General features: G+C 73.1%; 16 protein-coding genes and 1 pseudogene. 5 read left to right on the top strand and 12 right to left on the bottom strand.

What is annotated here, in order from left to right; all coding sequences use genetic code 11:
• Nucleotides 1–18: 18 nt before the first annotated feature.
• The 8 genes and pseudogenes from OG344_RS26200 to OG344_RS26165 form a co-directional block, all read right to left on the bottom strand.
• Nucleotides 19–456: a fasciclin domain-containing protein gene (locus tag OG344_RS26200; RefSeq protein ID WP_405085369.1), complete on the bottom strand. Its 438-nt coding sequence runs from the start codon at nucleotides 454–456 to the stop codon at nucleotides 19–21.
• Nucleotides 457–461: 5 nt separating this feature from the next.
• Nucleotides 462–569: pseudogene (locus OG344_RS26195) on the bottom strand (sigma factor); the annotation flags it as partial.
• Between the two features lie 164 nt (nucleotides 570–733).
• The gene (locus OG344_RS26190) at nucleotides 734–1,078 is read right to left on the bottom strand and encodes an RNA polymerase-binding protein RbpA (RefSeq protein WP_327045920.1); all 345 of its coding nucleotides are present in this window, start codon (nucleotides 1,076–1,078) and stop codon (nucleotides 734–736) included.
• Between the two features lie 162 nt (nucleotides 1,079–1,240).
• The gene (locus OG344_RS26185) at nucleotides 1,241–2,680 is read right to left on the bottom strand and encodes a hypothetical protein (RefSeq protein WP_405085368.1); all 1,440 of its coding nucleotides are present in this window, start codon (nucleotides 2,678–2,680) and stop codon (nucleotides 1,241–1,243) included.
• A 40-nt stretch (nucleotides 2,681–2,720) separates the two neighbouring features.
• On the bottom strand, nucleotides 2,721–4,070 hold the full coding sequence (locus OG344_RS26180; protein WP_405085367.1) for an MFS transporter: 1,350 nt from the start codon (nucleotides 4,068–4,070) through the stop codon (nucleotides 2,721–2,723).
• Nucleotides 4,071–4,126: 56 nt separating this feature from the next.
• On the bottom strand, nucleotides 4,127–4,924 hold the full coding sequence (locus tag OG344_RS26175; RefSeq protein WP_327045917.1) for a glycerophosphodiester phosphodiesterase: 798 nt from the start codon (nucleotides 4,922–4,924) through the stop codon (nucleotides 4,127–4,129).
• 57 nt (nucleotides 4,925–4,981) lie between these two features.
• On the bottom strand, nucleotides 4,982–5,578 hold the full coding sequence (locus OG344_RS26170; RefSeq protein WP_405085366.1) for a TrmH family RNA methyltransferase: 597 nt from the start codon (nucleotides 5,576–5,578) through the stop codon (nucleotides 4,982–4,984).
• On the bottom strand, nucleotides 5,575–6,237 hold the full coding sequence (locus OG344_RS26165; RefSeq protein ID WP_405085365.1) for a class I SAM-dependent methyltransferase: 663 nt from the start codon (nucleotides 6,235–6,237) through the stop codon (nucleotides 5,575–5,577). Before OG344_RS26165 ends, OG344_RS26170 begins: the two co-directional genes overlap by 4 nt.
• A 142-nt stretch (nucleotides 6,238–6,379) precedes the next feature.
• Here OG344_RS26165 and OG344_RS26160 point away from each other — a divergent pair, with 142 nt between their 5' ends.
• The 3 genes from OG344_RS26160 to OG344_RS26150 all read left to right on the top strand — a co-directional run bounded on the left by OG344_RS26160 (nucleotide 6,380) and on the right by OG344_RS26150 (nucleotide 9,508).
• Complete coding sequence (locus OG344_RS26160) at nucleotides 6,380–6,940, top strand: RNA polymerase sigma factor (protein ID WP_405085364.1); 561 nt, start codon at nucleotides 6,380–6,382, stop codon at nucleotides 6,938–6,940.
• Nucleotides 6,940–7,905: a hypothetical protein gene (locus OG344_RS26155; RefSeq protein ID WP_405085363.1), complete on the top strand. Its 966-nt coding sequence runs from the start codon at nucleotides 6,940–6,942 to the stop codon at nucleotides 7,903–7,905. Before OG344_RS26160 ends, OG344_RS26155 begins: the two co-directional genes overlap by 1 nt.
• A 187-nt stretch (nucleotides 7,906–8,092) precedes the next feature.
• Nucleotides 8,093–9,508, top strand: a complete 1,416-nt coding sequence (locus tag OG344_RS26150; protein ID WP_405085362.1) for a hypothetical protein — start codon at nucleotides 8,093–8,095, stop codon at nucleotides 9,506–9,508.
• A 5-nt stretch (nucleotides 9,509–9,513) separates the two neighbouring features.
• Here OG344_RS26150 and OG344_RS26145 read toward each other — a convergent pair whose 3' ends face one another.
• The 3 genes from OG344_RS26145 to OG344_RS26135 are packed head-to-tail and all read right to left on the bottom strand — an operon-like array spanning nucleotide 9,514 to nucleotide 12,418.
• Nucleotides 9,514–10,461: a VWA domain-containing protein gene (locus tag OG344_RS26145; RefSeq protein ID WP_405085361.1), complete on the bottom strand. Its 948-nt coding sequence runs from the start codon at nucleotides 10,459–10,461 to the stop codon at nucleotides 9,514–9,516.
• Nucleotides 10,458–11,378 carry a DUF58 domain-containing protein gene (locus OG344_RS26140; RefSeq protein ID WP_405085360.1) on the bottom strand — a complete coding sequence of 307 codons (921 nt, stop codon included), beginning with the start codon at nucleotides 11,376–11,378 and terminating at the stop codon, nucleotides 10,458–10,460. Before OG344_RS26140 ends, OG344_RS26145 begins: the two co-directional genes overlap by 4 nt.
• Nucleotides 11,375–12,418 carry an AAA family ATPase gene (locus tag OG344_RS26135; RefSeq protein WP_405085359.1) on the bottom strand — a complete coding sequence of 348 codons (1,044 nt, stop codon included), beginning with the start codon at nucleotides 12,416–12,418 and terminating at the stop codon, nucleotides 11,375–11,377. Before OG344_RS26135 ends, OG344_RS26140 begins: the two co-directional genes overlap by 4 nt.
• A gap of 124 nt (nucleotides 12,419–12,542) precedes the next feature.
• On the opposite strand from OG344_RS26135, the gene OG344_RS26130 reads away from it, so the two are divergent.
• Nucleotides 12,543–13,295: a hypothetical protein gene (locus OG344_RS26130; protein WP_405085358.1), complete on the top strand. Its 753-nt coding sequence runs from the start codon at nucleotides 12,543–12,545 to the stop codon at nucleotides 13,293–13,295.
• A gap of 7 nt (nucleotides 13,296–13,302) precedes the next feature.
• Here the strand turns inward: OG344_RS26130 and OG344_RS26125 are convergent, their stop codons facing one another.
• Complete coding sequence (locus OG344_RS26125; RefSeq protein ID WP_405085357.1) at nucleotides 13,303–13,944, bottom strand: response regulator; 642 nt, start codon at nucleotides 13,942–13,944, stop codon at nucleotides 13,303–13,305.
• 289 nt (nucleotides 13,945–14,233) lie between these two features.
• On the opposite strand from OG344_RS26125, the gene OG344_RS26120 reads away from it, so the two are divergent.
• Nucleotides 14,234–14,638: a hypothetical protein gene (locus OG344_RS26120; RefSeq protein ID WP_405085356.1), complete on the top strand. Its 405-nt coding sequence runs from the start codon at nucleotides 14,234–14,236 to the stop codon at nucleotides 14,636–14,638.
• Nucleotides 14,639–14,640 lie beyond the last annotated feature (2 nt).

Genomic DNA, 14,640 nt, shown 5'->3' with positions numbered 1-14,640 from the left:
TGGACGGCGGACGGGGCGTCAGGTCAGGGTCTTCCTGTCGGCGAGGACCTTGTCCAGGGTCGCCTTGGGGATCTTGGCGAAGGCGTCGTCGGTGGGCGCGAAGACGGTGATGCCGTCGGCGGAGTTGAGGGTGTCGACGAGACCTGCCTTCTTCACCGCGGCGACGAGGGTCGACAGGACCGGGTTGTTGGAGGCGGCGGTGGCCACCGGGTCGTCGGCCATGCCGGTGAAGCTTTCCTCGCCCTCGGGGGGACGGCCGAGCAGGCCGGGCCGAACGGCTGCGCCGCGGCCGGTCGCCGGCGGCTGCGAGGCCGTCGCCGCCGCGGTGCCGTCGCCGGTGCCGTCGCTGTCGCCGCAGGCGGACCCGCCCGCGCGGCGCGCTCCTCCCGATCCGCGCTCGCCTGCGCCGAGCGCACCCGGTCGACGGCCCGGCGGTGGGCGATCGTCAGGGCCCACGCGAGCGCCGAACCACGCTCGGGGTCATACCGCGCCGCGCTGCGCCACACCTCCACCAGCGCCTCCTGGGCGACCTCCTCGCTCTGCGCGCGATCGCGGACGACCCGCAGCACCAGGCCGAACACCTGGGGGGCCAGCAGTTCGTTGCGATCTTCCTTTCGGATTGGCGGCGATGCGCCGGGATTCCCCGGCGCGGCGGCCGCTCCGGCGGCCGGGCACACGCGAAACGCCCCCGGCGGCCCTGGTGTCCAGGGCCGCCGGGGGCGTCACAGGCGTCCTAAGCGCTCTTGCGCCGCTGTTCCCTCAGGATGGCGAGCCGCTCGTTGAGCACCTCCTCAAGGTCCTCGATCGAACGGCGCTCAAGGAGCATGTCCCAGTGGGTCCGCGTCGGCTTCGCCTTCTTCTGCTGAGGCTGCTCCGCGTCCACCCGCAGCGCGGGGCTGCCGCAGTGACGGCACTCCCAGGTCGTCGGGATCTCGGCCTCGACGGCGAGCGGGACGGTGGTGAGATGGCCCCTCGGGCACGTGTAGGACACCTCCTGGCGAGGAGCCAGATCGGTGTTGCGGTCGTTCTCGTAGCTGGTCGCGCCGAGCCGGGTACCGCGAAGTGCACGCTCGCCCATGTTCTTAAGCCTCCTGAGGTCCCCGCCTTCGAGGGGTTCGTTCGCCACCGCGTACAACGCCTGATACCGTGTGTGGATTCCCAGCCGAGACCTGATCCAATCGCGCTTTTTCCGTCCCACTGGTCCCAACTGTGCGGTATAAAGCGCGCCCTCACGATCGAGTCACATCGCCGGCCGATACCGGACAGGCACGATCTCGGGTAACGGGTCACCCCGCTCGATCGCCTCGGCGAGCCGGACCACATCGACGCGGTCTCCGTCGGGACCGACGAGTTCTCGCTGGCGCAGCGCCTGACCGTACCTGTAGCCCTTCATCCGCAGGTGGCGATGGAGAACGGGGAAGAGGGCACAGACCGCGGCTGTCGGGTGGGTACACACCCACTCCCTGTGCTCCCGGACGAGCTCCGCGCCGCGCCCGGCCGCGACGATCTCCATCAGGTCGGCGAGGGCCAGGTGCTCACGCCCGGTGAGTGCGGTCGCGGCCCGGAGGACCTGGTCGTGGCGGCACTTCATGATCTCGTCCCAGACGGTTTCCGGGACGTCGGGAAACGTGAGTTCGCGGCGCATGGCCGGGGCGCCGGCGAGAACGTCGCCGAGCCGGTCGCGGACGAACCGCGCCTCGACGGCGGGACCGGGCGTGAACATGATCGGGTCCGCCGCCGGCCCGGGCGGCTGGTCGAGGACGACTCCCAGCTCCGCCATGCGGCTGGTCGCGTCCAGGCCCAGTGATTCGGTCGCGGAGAGTTCGAGGTATCGCGGCATGAGCCGGGCCAGAAGGTCGTCCTTGTGCACCTTCCAGCGCCAGGCCGGGTAGAGGTCCAGCGGAAGACATCGGTGGACGGGCAGATCCGCGGCGTAGCGGTGCACGAACCAGTCGAACGACAGGCTCATGAGCATGCCGCGCAGAACCGCGTTCGCCGTGGTCCGCGGATCCGACACGCGGCAGCCGGCCATGTCGGCATCGGTGACGAGGGCCCGCACCACCGCGCCGATCTCCCGTTGTACGGCGGGCTTCATCCTCACCCCCGCCTTCCAGACCTCCAGGAGCGCACCGAGCGGCCACGACCTGCGCGCTTCCAGGAAGGCGAGCTCGAAGGCGATCACCGCGCGCAGCTCCGCCCGTTCGAACCCCATGAGGTAGGGCAGGCCGATCCACAGCTCCGTGCGCCGCGGCCCCAGCCGGATGCCGCCGCTCTCGGCGACGGGGGCGAGACACACGCGTGCCGGGCGCCGGACTCCGAGCTCGCCGGCCACCTCGGCGACCATCGCGTGCAGGTCGGGGTGATCCGCGCGCCGGGCGACGTGCCGATCCCGCACCGGTGCGGGCCAGACGATCGGCACCAGCCGGCCGGCGGCCAGCGCGACGCCGGCGACGAGGATCAGCTCTTCGCCCCGATGGCCGAGGCGCCAGGCGATCGCCGTGGAGATCGCCGCGGCCACGGCGGGCGCGAGCCCGTTGTCCACCCAGTCCGGGGCGAGGGCCCAGCGCCGCACTCCCCACCTCCCGGGCGGAGGCGGCCACCAGCCGCACCGCAGCCAGGCGGGGACGAAGGCCCTGGCGCGGTGGGTCAGCACGAGCCAGACCGCCCGTCGCGGGGTCATGCCTCCAGGCAGCACGGACGATCCCTCCCAGAACGCGCCCTCAGATGTGGTCGGGGACCTCGTTGCCCGCCTCGCGGATGGCCCGGGGCAGGTTGACGGTCGTGAGCAGCACGAATCCGAGGACGAAGAACACGATCAGCGAGACGATCGCGGTGCGGTAGCTGTCGGTGAGCTGGAGCGCCAGCGTGAGCACCAGCGAGCCGAGGAACGCCGACCCCTTGTCGCTGACCTGGTACAGGCTGAAGTACTCCGCCTCCCGCCCCGGCGGGATCACGAGTGAGTACATCGAACGCGACAGCGCCTGCGTGCCGCCCATGACGATCGCGATGGCGGCCGCGATCGCGTAGAACTGCAGGGCCGCGCCCTTCTGCAGGAAGTAGGCCACCGCGACCACCATGGTCCACACCACCAGGCTGGCGAGGACCGTGCGCTTGGTCCCGAACACCGCCGCGAGCCGCCCGAGCCCGAGGGCGCCGCCCACCGCGATGAACTGGACCATCAGGATCGCGCCGATCTGGTGGGTCTGCCCCAGCCCCAGCTCCTGGTCGGCGTACGTCGCGGAGAACCCGATCACGGTCTGCACGCCGTCGTTGTAGACGAGGTAGGCCGCGAGGAACAGCAGCGTGCGGGGATAGCGGCGCAGTTCGGCGATCGTGCGGCCGAGCTGGCGCACGCTGCCGGTGACCGCCCGCGCCGCGGTCGCCTCGTGGACCGGCACCCGCCGGTCGCGCAGGCGCAGCATCGGGATGATCGTGAAGGCGCCCCACCACAGGCCGGCCGAGGCCAGGCTGATCCGCACCGCGAGGCCCTTGTCGATGTCGGCGAACAGGTAGACCACCAGGTTGAGCGCGAGCAGCAGGCCGCCGCCGAGGTAGCCGAAGCCCCAGCCCCTGCTGGAGATCGTGTCGCGTTCCTCCGCCCCGGCGATCTGGGGCAGGAAGGAGTCGTACACGACCCGCGCCGAGCCGAAGGTGACGTTGGCGAGCAGGAACAGCGCGCCGCCCAGCAGGTACGCGTCGCCCGAGACGAGGTAGAACCCCAGGGTGGCCGCCGCGCCGGTGAAGGCGAACGACCCGAGGATGCGCCTCTTGCGCCCGGTGTGGTCGGCCAGGGCGCCGACGACCGGCATGACCACGATCTGGAGCAGCACCGAGATCGTCACCATCGCGGTGAAGTACGCCTTCGGCCGCAGGTCCAGGCCCAGGAACGACACGAAGCCGTCCGGGCCGCCCGCCGCCGTCGTGGCGACCGAGGTCAGGTACGGCCCGAGGAAGACGGTCAGGACCGTCGTCTGGAACGCCGAGTCGGCCCAGTCGTACCAGTACCAGCCGCGCTGCTCACGCCGTCGCGCGCCGGGAAGCTCCTCCTGAACGACCTGGGGGGCGGTCATCGTCTCTCCTCGCGTGTGGAGCGGTCGTGCCGGGCGGGTCAGGGGGGTTACGGGGGTTACGGGACCGCCGGGCGGGGGTGCCACTGCCCGCGCGACTTGAGGACGTCGCGCAGGCCGCTGATGCTGTCGGTCATGATGCCGTCCACCCCCAGGTCGAGCAGGTGGGCCATCGTCACCGGGTCGTTGACCGTCCACACGTGCACCTGCATGCCGATCGCGTGCGCGGTCCGTACGAGGGCGCGGGTGGTCACCCGCAGGCCGCGGAACCCGATCGGCGCCTGCGCGCACGGGACCCCCGCCCGGGCCAGCCCGGACAGCAGCCTGCCGTACCCGCCGCCCATCGCGGCGGTGCGCAGGGCGGCGAGGCCGCGCGGGCCGAGCGAGAAGCAGACCTCCCGGTCGATCGCGCGCAGCGCGCGCGACAGCCGGGCGTCGGAGAACGACGTCAGGCAGACCCGGTCGTGGGCGCCGGTGCGGCGGATGGCGCGGGCGAGCGGCGCGATCGCGCCGCTCTCCTTGACGTCGATGTTGACCCGCACGTCCGGCCAGGTGCCGAGCAGGTCCTCGATCAGGGGGATCTCGTGCCGTCCGCCGATCCTGGCCTCGCGCACCTCGCGGTAGGGCAGGCGGGAGACGCGCCCGGCGCGGTCGGTGACACGGTCGAGCGTGTGGTCGTGGAACGCGAGCAGGACGCCGTCGGAGGTCGCGTGGGCGTCGGTCTCCAGGTAGGTGTAGCCGAGGCCGACGGCCCTGGAGAAGGCCTCCATGGTGTTCTCCCGGCCCTCGGCGGCACCGCCGCGGTGCGCGAAGGCGAGCGGGCCGGGATGGTCGAGGAAGGCGAAACGGCGGTGCACGAAAGGAGTATGCCGGGTCTCGGGGAGTGCGTCAGCGCGCGGACATGAACATTTGGGTCACGAGGCGCCCATCGACGCCCATTCCCGCCGCCTGGCCTCGGCCATCGCGATCGCCGCCGCGACCGCCACGTTGACCGATCCGACCCTGCCGACCTGCGGGATGTAGGCCACGGCGTCGGCGGCCTCCAGGCAGGCGGGGGAGACGCCGTGGTCCTCGCTGCCCAGCACCAGGCAGACGTCCCCGTCCAGCGCGGCCTGGTGCAGTGGCGCGGCGTCGCCGGTCAGTTCGACGGCGACGACCCGGTATCCCTCCTGCATCGCGGCGCGTACGGCGTCGGTCACCGGGACCGGCTCGTGCCACTCGACCAGCCGCTCGGTGCCGAGCGCGGTCTTCTGCGCCTTGGGGTTGGTGGGCGGGGTGGCGTTGCCGGCCAGCCAGATCGTCTCCACGCCGAACGCGGCGGCGGTGCGGAAGACCGAGCCGATGTTGAAGGGGCCCGTGACGGATTCGAGGATCAGCGCCAGGCGGCCCTCGGTGTTGCGGCGCCAGGTGCGGTTGAGCCGCTTGACGTCGGTCGGCTTGAGCTGCCTGCGCGGGTTGGCCGTGTTCGCTTTGGCCGTGTTCGTCTTGGTCGTGTTCATCGGGGCGCTCATCGCTCCTGGTCGCCGGAAGAGCCGCGTACAGCGGACGGTCGGGGGGACGGTGTGGGGGACGGTGCGGGGCGGGCGTCCACCCGCAGGACGCGGTAGGCGGACCGGGAGGCCAGCCGCGATGCGGGCCAGCCCTGCTCGGTCAGCCAGCGCTGCAGCGAGTCGGAGCCCAGGTGCTTCTGCACGACGAGGTACGCGCTGCCGTCGGGGGTGAGCCGGTCGAGCCACCGCGTGAGCATGGCGTGGAGCGCGGCCTTCCCGATCCGGATGGCGGGGTTCGACCAGATGGCCCGGAACCTCACGTCGTCCGGCACCTCGTCGGCGTGCACCGACCTTACTTTGTCAAGGCGGGCGCTCGCGGCGTTCCGGCGGCACAGCTCCACCGAGCGGCGGTTCACGTCGACGGCCCACACCCTCGCCCCCGGCGCCCGGGACGCCATGGTCAGCGCGATCGGGCCGTAGCCGCAGCCCAGGTCGAGCAGGTCGCCTTCGGCCGGAGGCGCGGGCACGGTCTCCAGCAGCACCCGGGTCCCGGCGTCGATCCGCTCGGGGGAGAACACCCCGCTGTCGGTCTCCAGGCGCAGGTGCAGATCCGGGAGGACCAGGGTGACCGTCCCCGGCCGGCTGTCCGCCTCGGGACGCTCCTCGAAGTAATGGGCCACGTGCCCAAACGTACCAACGCCGCCGAGCGGTGATCTCCACGGACGGCTCGGCCGGGACGGGGTGAAACACTTCCGGCCTTCCGGACACGTACGAGATGGCGGGGAAAACGGTGAAGGGGGAGCAGCGGTGGGCGGCAGGGACATGAGGCGCCGTTTCGAGGAGATCTATGTGGCGCACTACGCGGATCTCCTCGCCTACGTGCGGCGCCGCGCCACATCCCCCGAGGACGCCGCCGACGCCCTCGCCGAGACCTTCGCCACGGCCTGGCGGCGCATCGGCGACGTCCCCGCCGGCCCGGCGGCCCGCCTGTGGCTGTACGGCGTGGCCCGGCGGGTGCTGGCCAACGGCCGCAGGGCCGAGACCCGCAGGAGCGCGCTCGTCGAGCGGCTCGGGGCGCAGCTCGCCCTGTGGGACGCGCAGCGGCGGGACGAGCCGGCCTGGCCGCCGGACCACGAGGAGCTCGACGCCGTACGCCGGGCGTTCCGGCGGCTCGGCGCCGACGACCGCGAGGTGCTGGCGCTGGCGAGCTGGGAAGGGCTGGCGTCAGCGGAGATCGCCACGGTGCTCGGCTGCTCGCGCGGGGCCGCCCGCCTCCGGCTGCACCGGGCCCGCAAACGCCTCGCCGCGGAGCTGAGCTCCGCGGGAGTGGACATGGCCCGGTACGGGGTCCGGATGGCGGCGCTGGCGGGAGGAGAGGCGTGATGGACCACCACGCACACGGCGGCGCACACGACCGAGCACACGGCGGCACGTACGGCCGCGCACGTGGTCGCGCTCAGGACCCCGCGCGCGACCACGACCTGCGCCGCCTGGTCGCCGGGATCGCCCCCGACCCCGGCCCGGGGCTGACGCCGCTGGCCATGGAGCTGCTGGAGGAGATCGTCTCGGGGCCGGCTCCGGCACGCGGTCACCGGGACCGGCTCCGGCACATGGCCCGCGGGGCCGTCCGGAATGTCCGGCTCCGCCTGGCGGTGGTCGTCCTCCCGCTCGCCGCCGTCCTGCTCGCGGTGTCCTGGCTCGTCCCCGGAGCGGCCGGACTCGGCCCCGCCTCCGCCGCGCTCGACATCAGGCGGGATGGTGACCACTACGTCGTCATGGTGCGGGACCTGTCCGCCGATCCCGCGACGTACCAGCGTGAACTGCGCCAGCGCGGCCTGGACGTGGAGGTGCGGATCGTGCCCACGGCGCCCGCTTCGGCGGGACGGGCCCTCTACGTCGACGGCACCCGCGACAACAGCGCCATCACCGCGATCCAGGCGCCGGGCACGTGCGCGCGCCCGGCCGGCTGCCCGGCCGGGTTCCGCATCCCGGTGGACTTCCGCGGGCACGCCGAGGTGCTGATCGGCCGCGCCGCCCGGCCCGGGGAGCGGTACGGCCTCATGGAGCACATCGACATGGAGGGCCAGCCCTTCCACTGCGTGGACTTCCTCAACAGGACCGTCGCCGAGGTCCTGCCCCTGCTGCGGGAGCACGGCCTGCGAGCGGAGTTCACCTCCTACGCCGCGGGCGGCGCCCGGCTACCCGCCCCCGCCGGCTGGTACGTCCACGAAGGGATCATGGTCGCCGACGGGCAGGCGCTCCTGCTGGTCGGCCCCGCCCCCAATCCCCGGCCACGCGCCAGGGACGCCTACTGCCCGGCGGCCACCGAGTCACCGTCCCACCCCTGAGTCGCCGTCCCACCCCTGAGCCGCCGAGCCGCGCTGAATCACGCGGCTCGGCGAGGCGACCGACCTCCCGCCGCGATCCCCGCCGCGATCCCCGCCGCGATCCCCGCCGCGACCCACGGAACCGGGCCACTGGGCGCCGTGCGCGGATGACGCCTGCCCGTGTCTCCTCTCCCCGATCGGATTCGCCATGCTCGCGTACGCTCGCCGCCTGCTCCCGGTCCTCGCCTGGGCCGGGCGGCACCGCGCCTTCACGGTCACGCTCACGATCGCGGCCGCGCTCCGGGTGGTCACCATGCTCGGCTACCCGCCCGCCCGGCTGTACTGGTACGACTCGTTCACCTACCTGCACAACGCCGTCCACCTGCGGCCCGAGCAGGGGTTCCACCCGATCGGATACCCCCTGCTGCTGCGTGCCCTCCTGCCCTTCCACAGCGTCGAGGTGGTCGTCGCCGCGCAGCACGCGATGGGACTGGCGACCGGCGTGGTCGTCTACGCGGCGCTGCGCCGCGGGGCACTGCCCGGCTGGGCCGCCGTGGCCGCCTCGGCGCCGGTGCTTTTCGACGCGTCGTTCCTCCGCCTGGAGCACGCGGTGCTGTCCGACTCGCTGTTCATCCTGCTGGTCGTGGCGGCCACGGCCCTGCTGGTCCGCCGCCCGGCGCCGTCCGCGCGCGCCGCCGCGGCCGCCGGCCTGCTCCTCGCGGCAGCCGCCCTCACGCGGACGATCGCGCTGCCGCTGATCCTGCTCGCCGTGCTGGTGCTCGCCGTCCGCCGCGTCCCCTGGCGCCGCCTGGCCGTGCTCGCCCTGTCCGGGCTGCTGCCGGTCGCCGCGTACGCGGGATGGTACGCCGGGGTCCACGGCAGGTTCGCGATCGGCGGCGGGGACGGGGTCGCGCTGTGGGCCCGCACCATGACCTTCGCGGACTGCGCGGTCGTCCGGCCTCCGCCGGACCTCGCTCCGCTGTGCCCGAACGGTCTCACGCTCGACGCCGCGAGCGAGTACGTGTGGGCGAGGGAGTCCTCCCTCAACCGGCTCCCCGGCGGGCACGCCGCGCTCAACGACCGGGCCCGTGCCTTCGCGCTGCGCGCCGTCGCCGCCCAGCCGCTGGACTACCTGCGCGACGTGGCGAGGGACACCGCGCTCGCGTTCCCCTGGACTCCCGCCGCCCACCCCGCGCGCGTCGTCCCCGCCTTCGGCTTCGCCGTCGGCACGTGGTCGCTGCCCGCCGACCCGCCGCTCGTCGAGCAGGTCAGAAGGGAATACGACCCGGGTCTCACCGGGATGCGGTCGGTCCGGCCGTACGCGGACCTGCTCGTCGCCTACCAGTACCCGGCCTACCTGCGCGGGCCGCTGCTGGCCGCCGTCCTGCTGGTGGGCGCGGCGGGCGCGGTACGGCGGCCTCGGACGGCGGCGCTGCCCTGGGCGGTCGCCGTCACGCTGCTGGTCGCGCCGGTGGCCGTGCTCGACTTCGACCACCGGTACGTGCTTCCCGTGGTGCCCGTGGCGTGCCTGGCGGCCGGGCTGGCCTTCGGCCGGGCTCCCCGTAACCCACCGGCGCCCGGCGGCGCGGCCCGTGAGGCGCCGGTCGCCGGGACGCGAGCGTGATCCGGTCAGGGGATGCGGGCGCCGAGCAGCATGGCCGCGGCGGCGGCGAGCATCCCGGCGATGATCGCGGCGACGAGGAACCGCTGGGTGATCTCCTGATGCACCACCTTGAAGCCGAGCGAGGTGCCGATCTGCGCGTAGACGTCCCGCAGTTCGCTGCCCGACTCGGCGGTGTACGCCCGGCCCCCGGTGCCGTCCGACAATGACTGCAGGGTGGCCTTGTTGACCGGCACCTGCACCGACCGGTTGTCGATCGTCACGGTGCCCTCCGGCGTGCCGTACGCGATCGTGGACACCGGCACCTTGGCGCCGACCGCCGCCTCCACGGCCTCGTTGACCGACCGGCCGGAGGTGTTGTCGCCGTCCGACAGCAGCACGATCGCCGCGGGCGGCGGATCGGTCATCGCCCGCTGGTCGAACGACCTGATCGAGTCGAGCGAGTTGAACACCGCCTCGCCGATCGCCGTGCCGGCCCGGGTGGTCAGGCTGGAGATCGCGGTGGTCACGGCCGCGTGGTCGGTCGTGGGGGAGATCACCACGGCCGCCGACCGGGCGAAGGCCACCACCCCGACGTTGAACCGGTCCGGCAGGTCCCGGACGAACTGCTGGGCGGCCTGCTTGGCCGCGACGAGCCGGGTGGGCGCGACGTCGTTGGCATCCATCGACAGCGACACGTCCACGGCGATCATGATGGTGGCCCGGTCCCTGGGCACCTTGACCGCGCCCGCGGGCCTGGCCGCGCCCATGACCAGCAGGGCCATCATGACGAGGAACAGCACCGCCGGCACGTGCCGCCGCCACGAGGGCCGCTCCGGCGCCACCAGCGACAGCAGCGCCAGGTTGGTGAAGCGCAGCGTGTAGCGGCGGCGGGTGAACTGCAGCGCCACGTACGCCGCGACCATCGCGGCGACCAGGACGAACAGCCAGAGCCAGCCGGGGGACAGGAAGGTCACGCGCCCGCCCTCCTGCCCGCGGCCCGCCGCATCAGATGGGCCGTGCGCCGCTGCCGCAGCACGAACCCGGCGAGGTCGACCACCCAGTCGCGGTCGGTGCGCAGGACCAGGTGCGCGGCCCCGGCCCGGCGCAGCGCCGTACGGATCTCCCAGCGCTGCTCGGCCGCCGCCTCGGCGTACCGCTCCCTGAGCCCGCGCGACAGGTGGACGCCGCGCGAGCGCCCGGTCTCCGGGTCGGTGAGGGTGACGAAACCCACGTCGGGCAGCTCCAGCTCGCGCGGGTCGACCACCTCCACGGCCAGCACCTGGTGCCGCGCGGCCAGGCGGCGCAGCGGCGGCTCCCAAGAATCGGCCGGGTCGAGGAAGTCGGAGACGACCACCCGCAGCCCCCGTTTGCGGTGCGCCGCAGCCATCATCTCCAGACCCTCCCCGAGATCGACCGAGCCCTGCGCGGGCGGTGCGCCGAGCAGCGAGTGCAGTAACGCATGCAGCCGGGGCCGGCCCTGCCGGGCCGGATACCGGTGCACGTCGTCGCCGTAGAGGACGTAGGCGCCGAACCGGTCGCCCACCCGTCCGGCGAGGATCCCGATCGCCCCCACGGCGGAGATCACCAGGTCGCGTTTGGAGACCTCGGCGGTGCCGAACTCCATGCTGGCCGACAGGTCGGCCAGCGCCCAGGTCTCCAGCTCCCGGTCGGCGATCAGGTCCCGCACGTGCGGGACCGTCGTGCGGGCGGTGACCGCCCAGTCCATGCGGCGCACGTCGTCCTCGCCGGGCACGTACACCCGGCTGTCGCCGTGCTCGCTGCCCGGCCCGGGAATCAGCCCCTGGTGGCGGCCCTGCAGCAGCCCGTCGAGCCGCCGCACCACCGTGAGCTCCAGCCGCCGCAGCGCCTGGTCGGGGTTCGCGCCGCTCATCGCATGCCCTGGTTCCACACCACGAGGGGCGGCGGCACGGCCCGCAGGATCCGCCCGACGACCTCGGCGGGCTCCACCTCGTCGGCCAGCGCGTCGAAGGTGAGCATCAGCCGGTGCGCCATCACGTCCACGGCGACGTCGCGGATGTCGTCGGGCAGCAGGTAGTCGCGCCCGCGCAGCAGGGCGAGCGCCCGCCCGGCGGAGATCAGGCCCAGCGTCGCCCGGGGGCTCACCCCGATCTCGATCGTGTCCTCCAGGTCGGGCAGGCCGTACTCCGACGGGGTCCGCGTCGCCATGACCAGCCGTACGACGTAGTCGGCCACAAGCTGGTGGACCGAGACCTCCTCGGCCATGTCCTGCAGCCGCAGCAGGGTGGCCGGGTCGAGCACCGGCCGCGGCACCGGCGGCCGGACGCTCATCCGCTGGAGGATCTCCAGCTCCTCGTGGGCGCTCGGGTGGGACACCAGCACGCGGAACAGGAACCGGTCGCGCTGCACCTCGGGCAGCGGGTAGACGCCCTCGGACTCGATCGGGTTCTGGGTGGCGAGCACAATGAACGGGCGGGGCAGCGGGTGGGTCCGCCCGGCCAGCGTGACCTGCCGCTCGGCCATCACCTCCAGCAGCGCCGACTGCACCTTCGCCGGGGCGCGGTTGATCTCGTCGGCCAGCAGGAAGTTCACGAACACCGGCCCCAGCTCGACGTCGAAGCTCTCGGAACCGGGATGGTAGACGCGGGTGCCGACGATGTCGCTGGGCACGAGGTCGGGGGTGAACTGGATCCGGGCGAACGAGCCGCCGGTCACGACGGCCAGCGTCGAGGCCGCGAGGGTCTTGGCCACCCCCGGCACGCCTTCGAGCAGGCAGTGCCCCCGGGCGAGCAGCGCCACCAGCAGCCGCTCGACCATGTGGTCCTGCCCGACGATCACACGGCGGACTTCGGCGAGCGCGTTCATCAGGGAATCCAGCCGAGCCTCCCCGTCCTCCTGCTCCGCGACGCCCTGGCCGGGCTCGGGGTCACTGCGTTCATCGGCAACGGTCATGCTCGTTATTCAACCGTGACTCGGCTGGAGAATCCATTTCTCTCCCATTTGCCCGTCCGGGCGCGCGCCACACCCCCTGTCGCGCCCATGTGTCGTCGTGTTTGTGTGTTTTGATGTGGAGGAGATGGTGACCCCTCTTCAGTACGGCGACCCGACCCACGTGGGGCCGATCACTCTGCAGGCGCGCCTGCGCACGGTCCAGGCCGGGCTCGTCTACCTGGGCCAGGCACCCGACGGCCGGGTGGTGTCGGTGGCGGTCCTCAGCAGCGGCGCCGCCCTCGACGCGGCGGCCCGGGACCGGTTCGTCACCGCGATCAGAGAGGCCGAGCGGCAGGGCCGTACGGGCGTGTTCGGGTGGGGTGCCACGCTGGTCGACCGGATGCGCGGCCGGGGCGCTCCCGACACGCCGCCCGTCCTGGCCATGCACGACGGCCCCGCCCCCTGGGTGGCCGTGCCGTACGCGCCGAACGCCCCGGGGGCCGAGCGGTTCCTCGACCCGGTCACGGTGTCCGGCACGCTCATCGGGCAGCGGCACGGGCCCGACTTCCTGCACTACTGGCAGGGCGACGCCACCCCCGCGGTGCCCGGCCCGCCCGCCCCGCCGCCTCCGGCGGTCGCCACCCGGCGCTCGGTCGTGCTCGCCTCGACGCTGCTGGCCACGCTGGTGCTCGTGCTCCTCGTGGCCGCGTGGCTGCTGCTCTTCCGCGGCGAGGACGAGCAGGAACCGGCCCGGCCGCTGCCGAACACGCAGTTCGTGCCCAGCCCGCCGCCCGAGCCCGCTTCACCGGTGCCGCAGCGGCCCACCCCCGGCCCGTCCGGGAGTGGCAGCGAGTCGCCGTGGCCGATGGACCTCGACGACGGCCGCGGCCCCATCTGAGTCCCGCTCAGCGGGGGGAGACGAAACCCGACTCGTACGCGGCGACCACCGCCTGCGTGCGGTCGCGGGCGCCGAGCTTGGTCAGGACGTTGCCGACGTGCGTCTTGACGGTCTCCATGCCGACGACGAGCTCGGCGGCGATCTCCGTGTTCGACAGGCCGCGCGCCATCAACCGCAGCACGTCCCCCTCGCGCGCGGTCAGCCGGCCGATTCCGGGCACCGGGCGCATGGTGCCGCGCGCCGCGGCCAGCGACCGGATGGCGGCCGGGAACAGCAGCGACTCGCCCGCGGCGACCACCCGGATCGCCTGGATGAGCTCCTCGGCCCTCGCCCGCTTGAGCAGGAAGCCGCTCGCGCCCGCCCGCAGCGCCTCGTAGACGTAGTCGTCGTTTTCGAACGTCGTCACCACCACGACCTTCGGTGCGCCCTCCGCCCCGACGAGCGCCCGCGTCGCCTGGATCCCGTCGACGGCCGGCATGCGCACGTCCATCAGGACGACGTCGGGCCGGACCTGGCGGGCCAGCGACACCGCCTCGGCGCCGTCCGAGGCCTCGCCCACGACGCTGAGGCCGGGCTCGGACTCGATGATGATCCGCAGGCCGGTGCGGATCAGGTCCTCGTCGTCGACGATCACCACACGCAGCGTCATGGCTCAACCCTAGAAGGCTGCCCACGGTTGGTTTGCCTGCCATCCGGGCTGATGTGCCGGCGACCAGGCCTAACGACTGGAACGGCCCCAGCGGCATAGGAACACCTGCTCAGGGCCTTGACCCCCCACCTGCGACACCAGGAGAGGATTTCGCCGGCCCCGTCACGTGCTGCGGCGGTCGGGCCTTACAGCTGGTGACGTACGGGGTGTAACGAAAAACGAGCGTAACGACGATAAACGGGGCGATGCGCGCGGAGGCTTCACACGGATAGGCAGGCGAGGGAGAGGGATGAACGAGAGGCCGGATGCCGACGGTGTGATCAGGGCGCGCGTCGAGCTGTGGCCCGACTCGGAGGCGGACATCGACCTACGCGACCGTCTCATCCGCAGGCTCCGCGGTGAACTCAACCTGGTCGATGTCGATTCGATCAGGACGGCACTCGGTGGCCCGGCCCCCGATGGGGCGAAAGGCCCGGACCCAGTCACATTGGGCGCGCTCCTCGTCGCCTTCAGCGCCTCCGGCGGCGTGTTCACCGCGCTGGTCGGGGTGCTGCAGGACTGGCTCAGCCGGCAGTCGGGACGGCACCGAATCGTGGTCACCATCGCCGGCGACTCCATCGAGCTGGACCGCGCCTCGGCCGGGGAGCGGCGCGAGCTGATCAACGCCTTCATCAAGCGGCACTCGGGCGGATAGCG

This window comes from Microbispora sp. NBC_01389, assembly GCF_045040095.1.
Classification (GTDB): Bacteria; Actinomycetota; Actinomycetes; order Streptosporangiales; family Streptosporangiaceae; genus Microbispora.
The sequence above is the reverse complement of the archived record's forward strand: the minus strand, read 5'-3'. Positions and strand labels throughout refer to the sequence as shown.

Coding starts and splice junctions, on each gene's coding strand:
- OG344_RS26135 (WP_405085359.1), bottom strand. CDS start 12,418: ATGACCGTTGCCGATGAACGCAGTGACCCCGAGCCCGGCCAGGGCGTC.
- OG344_RS26155 (WP_405085363.1), top strand. CDS start 6,940: ATGGACCACCACGCACACGGCGGCGCACACGACCGAGCACACGGCGGC.
- OG344_RS26150 (WP_405085362.1), top strand. CDS start 8,093: ATGCTCGCGTACGCTCGCCGCCTGCTCCCGGTCCTCGCCTGGGCCGGG.
- OG344_RS26140 (WP_405085360.1), bottom strand. CDS start 11,378: ATGAGCGGCGCGAACCCCGACCAGGCGCTGCGGCGGCTGGAGCTCACG.
- OG344_RS26130 (WP_405085358.1), top strand. CDS start 12,543: ATGGTGACCCCTCTTCAGTACGGCGACCCGACCCACGTGGGGCCGATC.
- OG344_RS26180 (WP_405085367.1), bottom strand. CDS start 4,070: ATGACCGCCCCCCAGGTCGTTCAGGAGGAGCTTCCCGGCGCGCGACGG.
- OG344_RS26185 (WP_405085368.1), bottom strand. CDS start 2,680: ATGACCCCGCGACGGGCGGTCTGGCTCGTGCTGACCCACCGCGCCAGG.
- OG344_RS26160 (WP_405085364.1), top strand. CDS start 6,380: ATGAGGCGCCGTTTCGAGGAGATCTATGTGGCGCACTACGCGGATCTC.
- OG344_RS26120 (WP_405085356.1), top strand. CDS start 14,234: ATGAACGAGAGGCCGGATGCCGACGGTGTGATCAGGGCGCGCGTCGAG.
- OG344_RS26170 (WP_405085366.1), bottom strand. CDS start 5,578: ATGAGCGCCCCGATGAACACGACCAAGACGAACACGGCCAAAGCGAAC.
- OG344_RS26190 (WP_327045920.1), bottom strand. CDS start 1,078: ATGGGCGAGCGTGCACTTCGCGGTACCCGGCTCGGCGCGACCAGCTAC.
- OG344_RS26125 (WP_405085357.1), bottom strand. CDS start 13,944: ATGACGCTGCGTGTGGTGATCGTCGACGACGAGGACCTGATCCGCACC.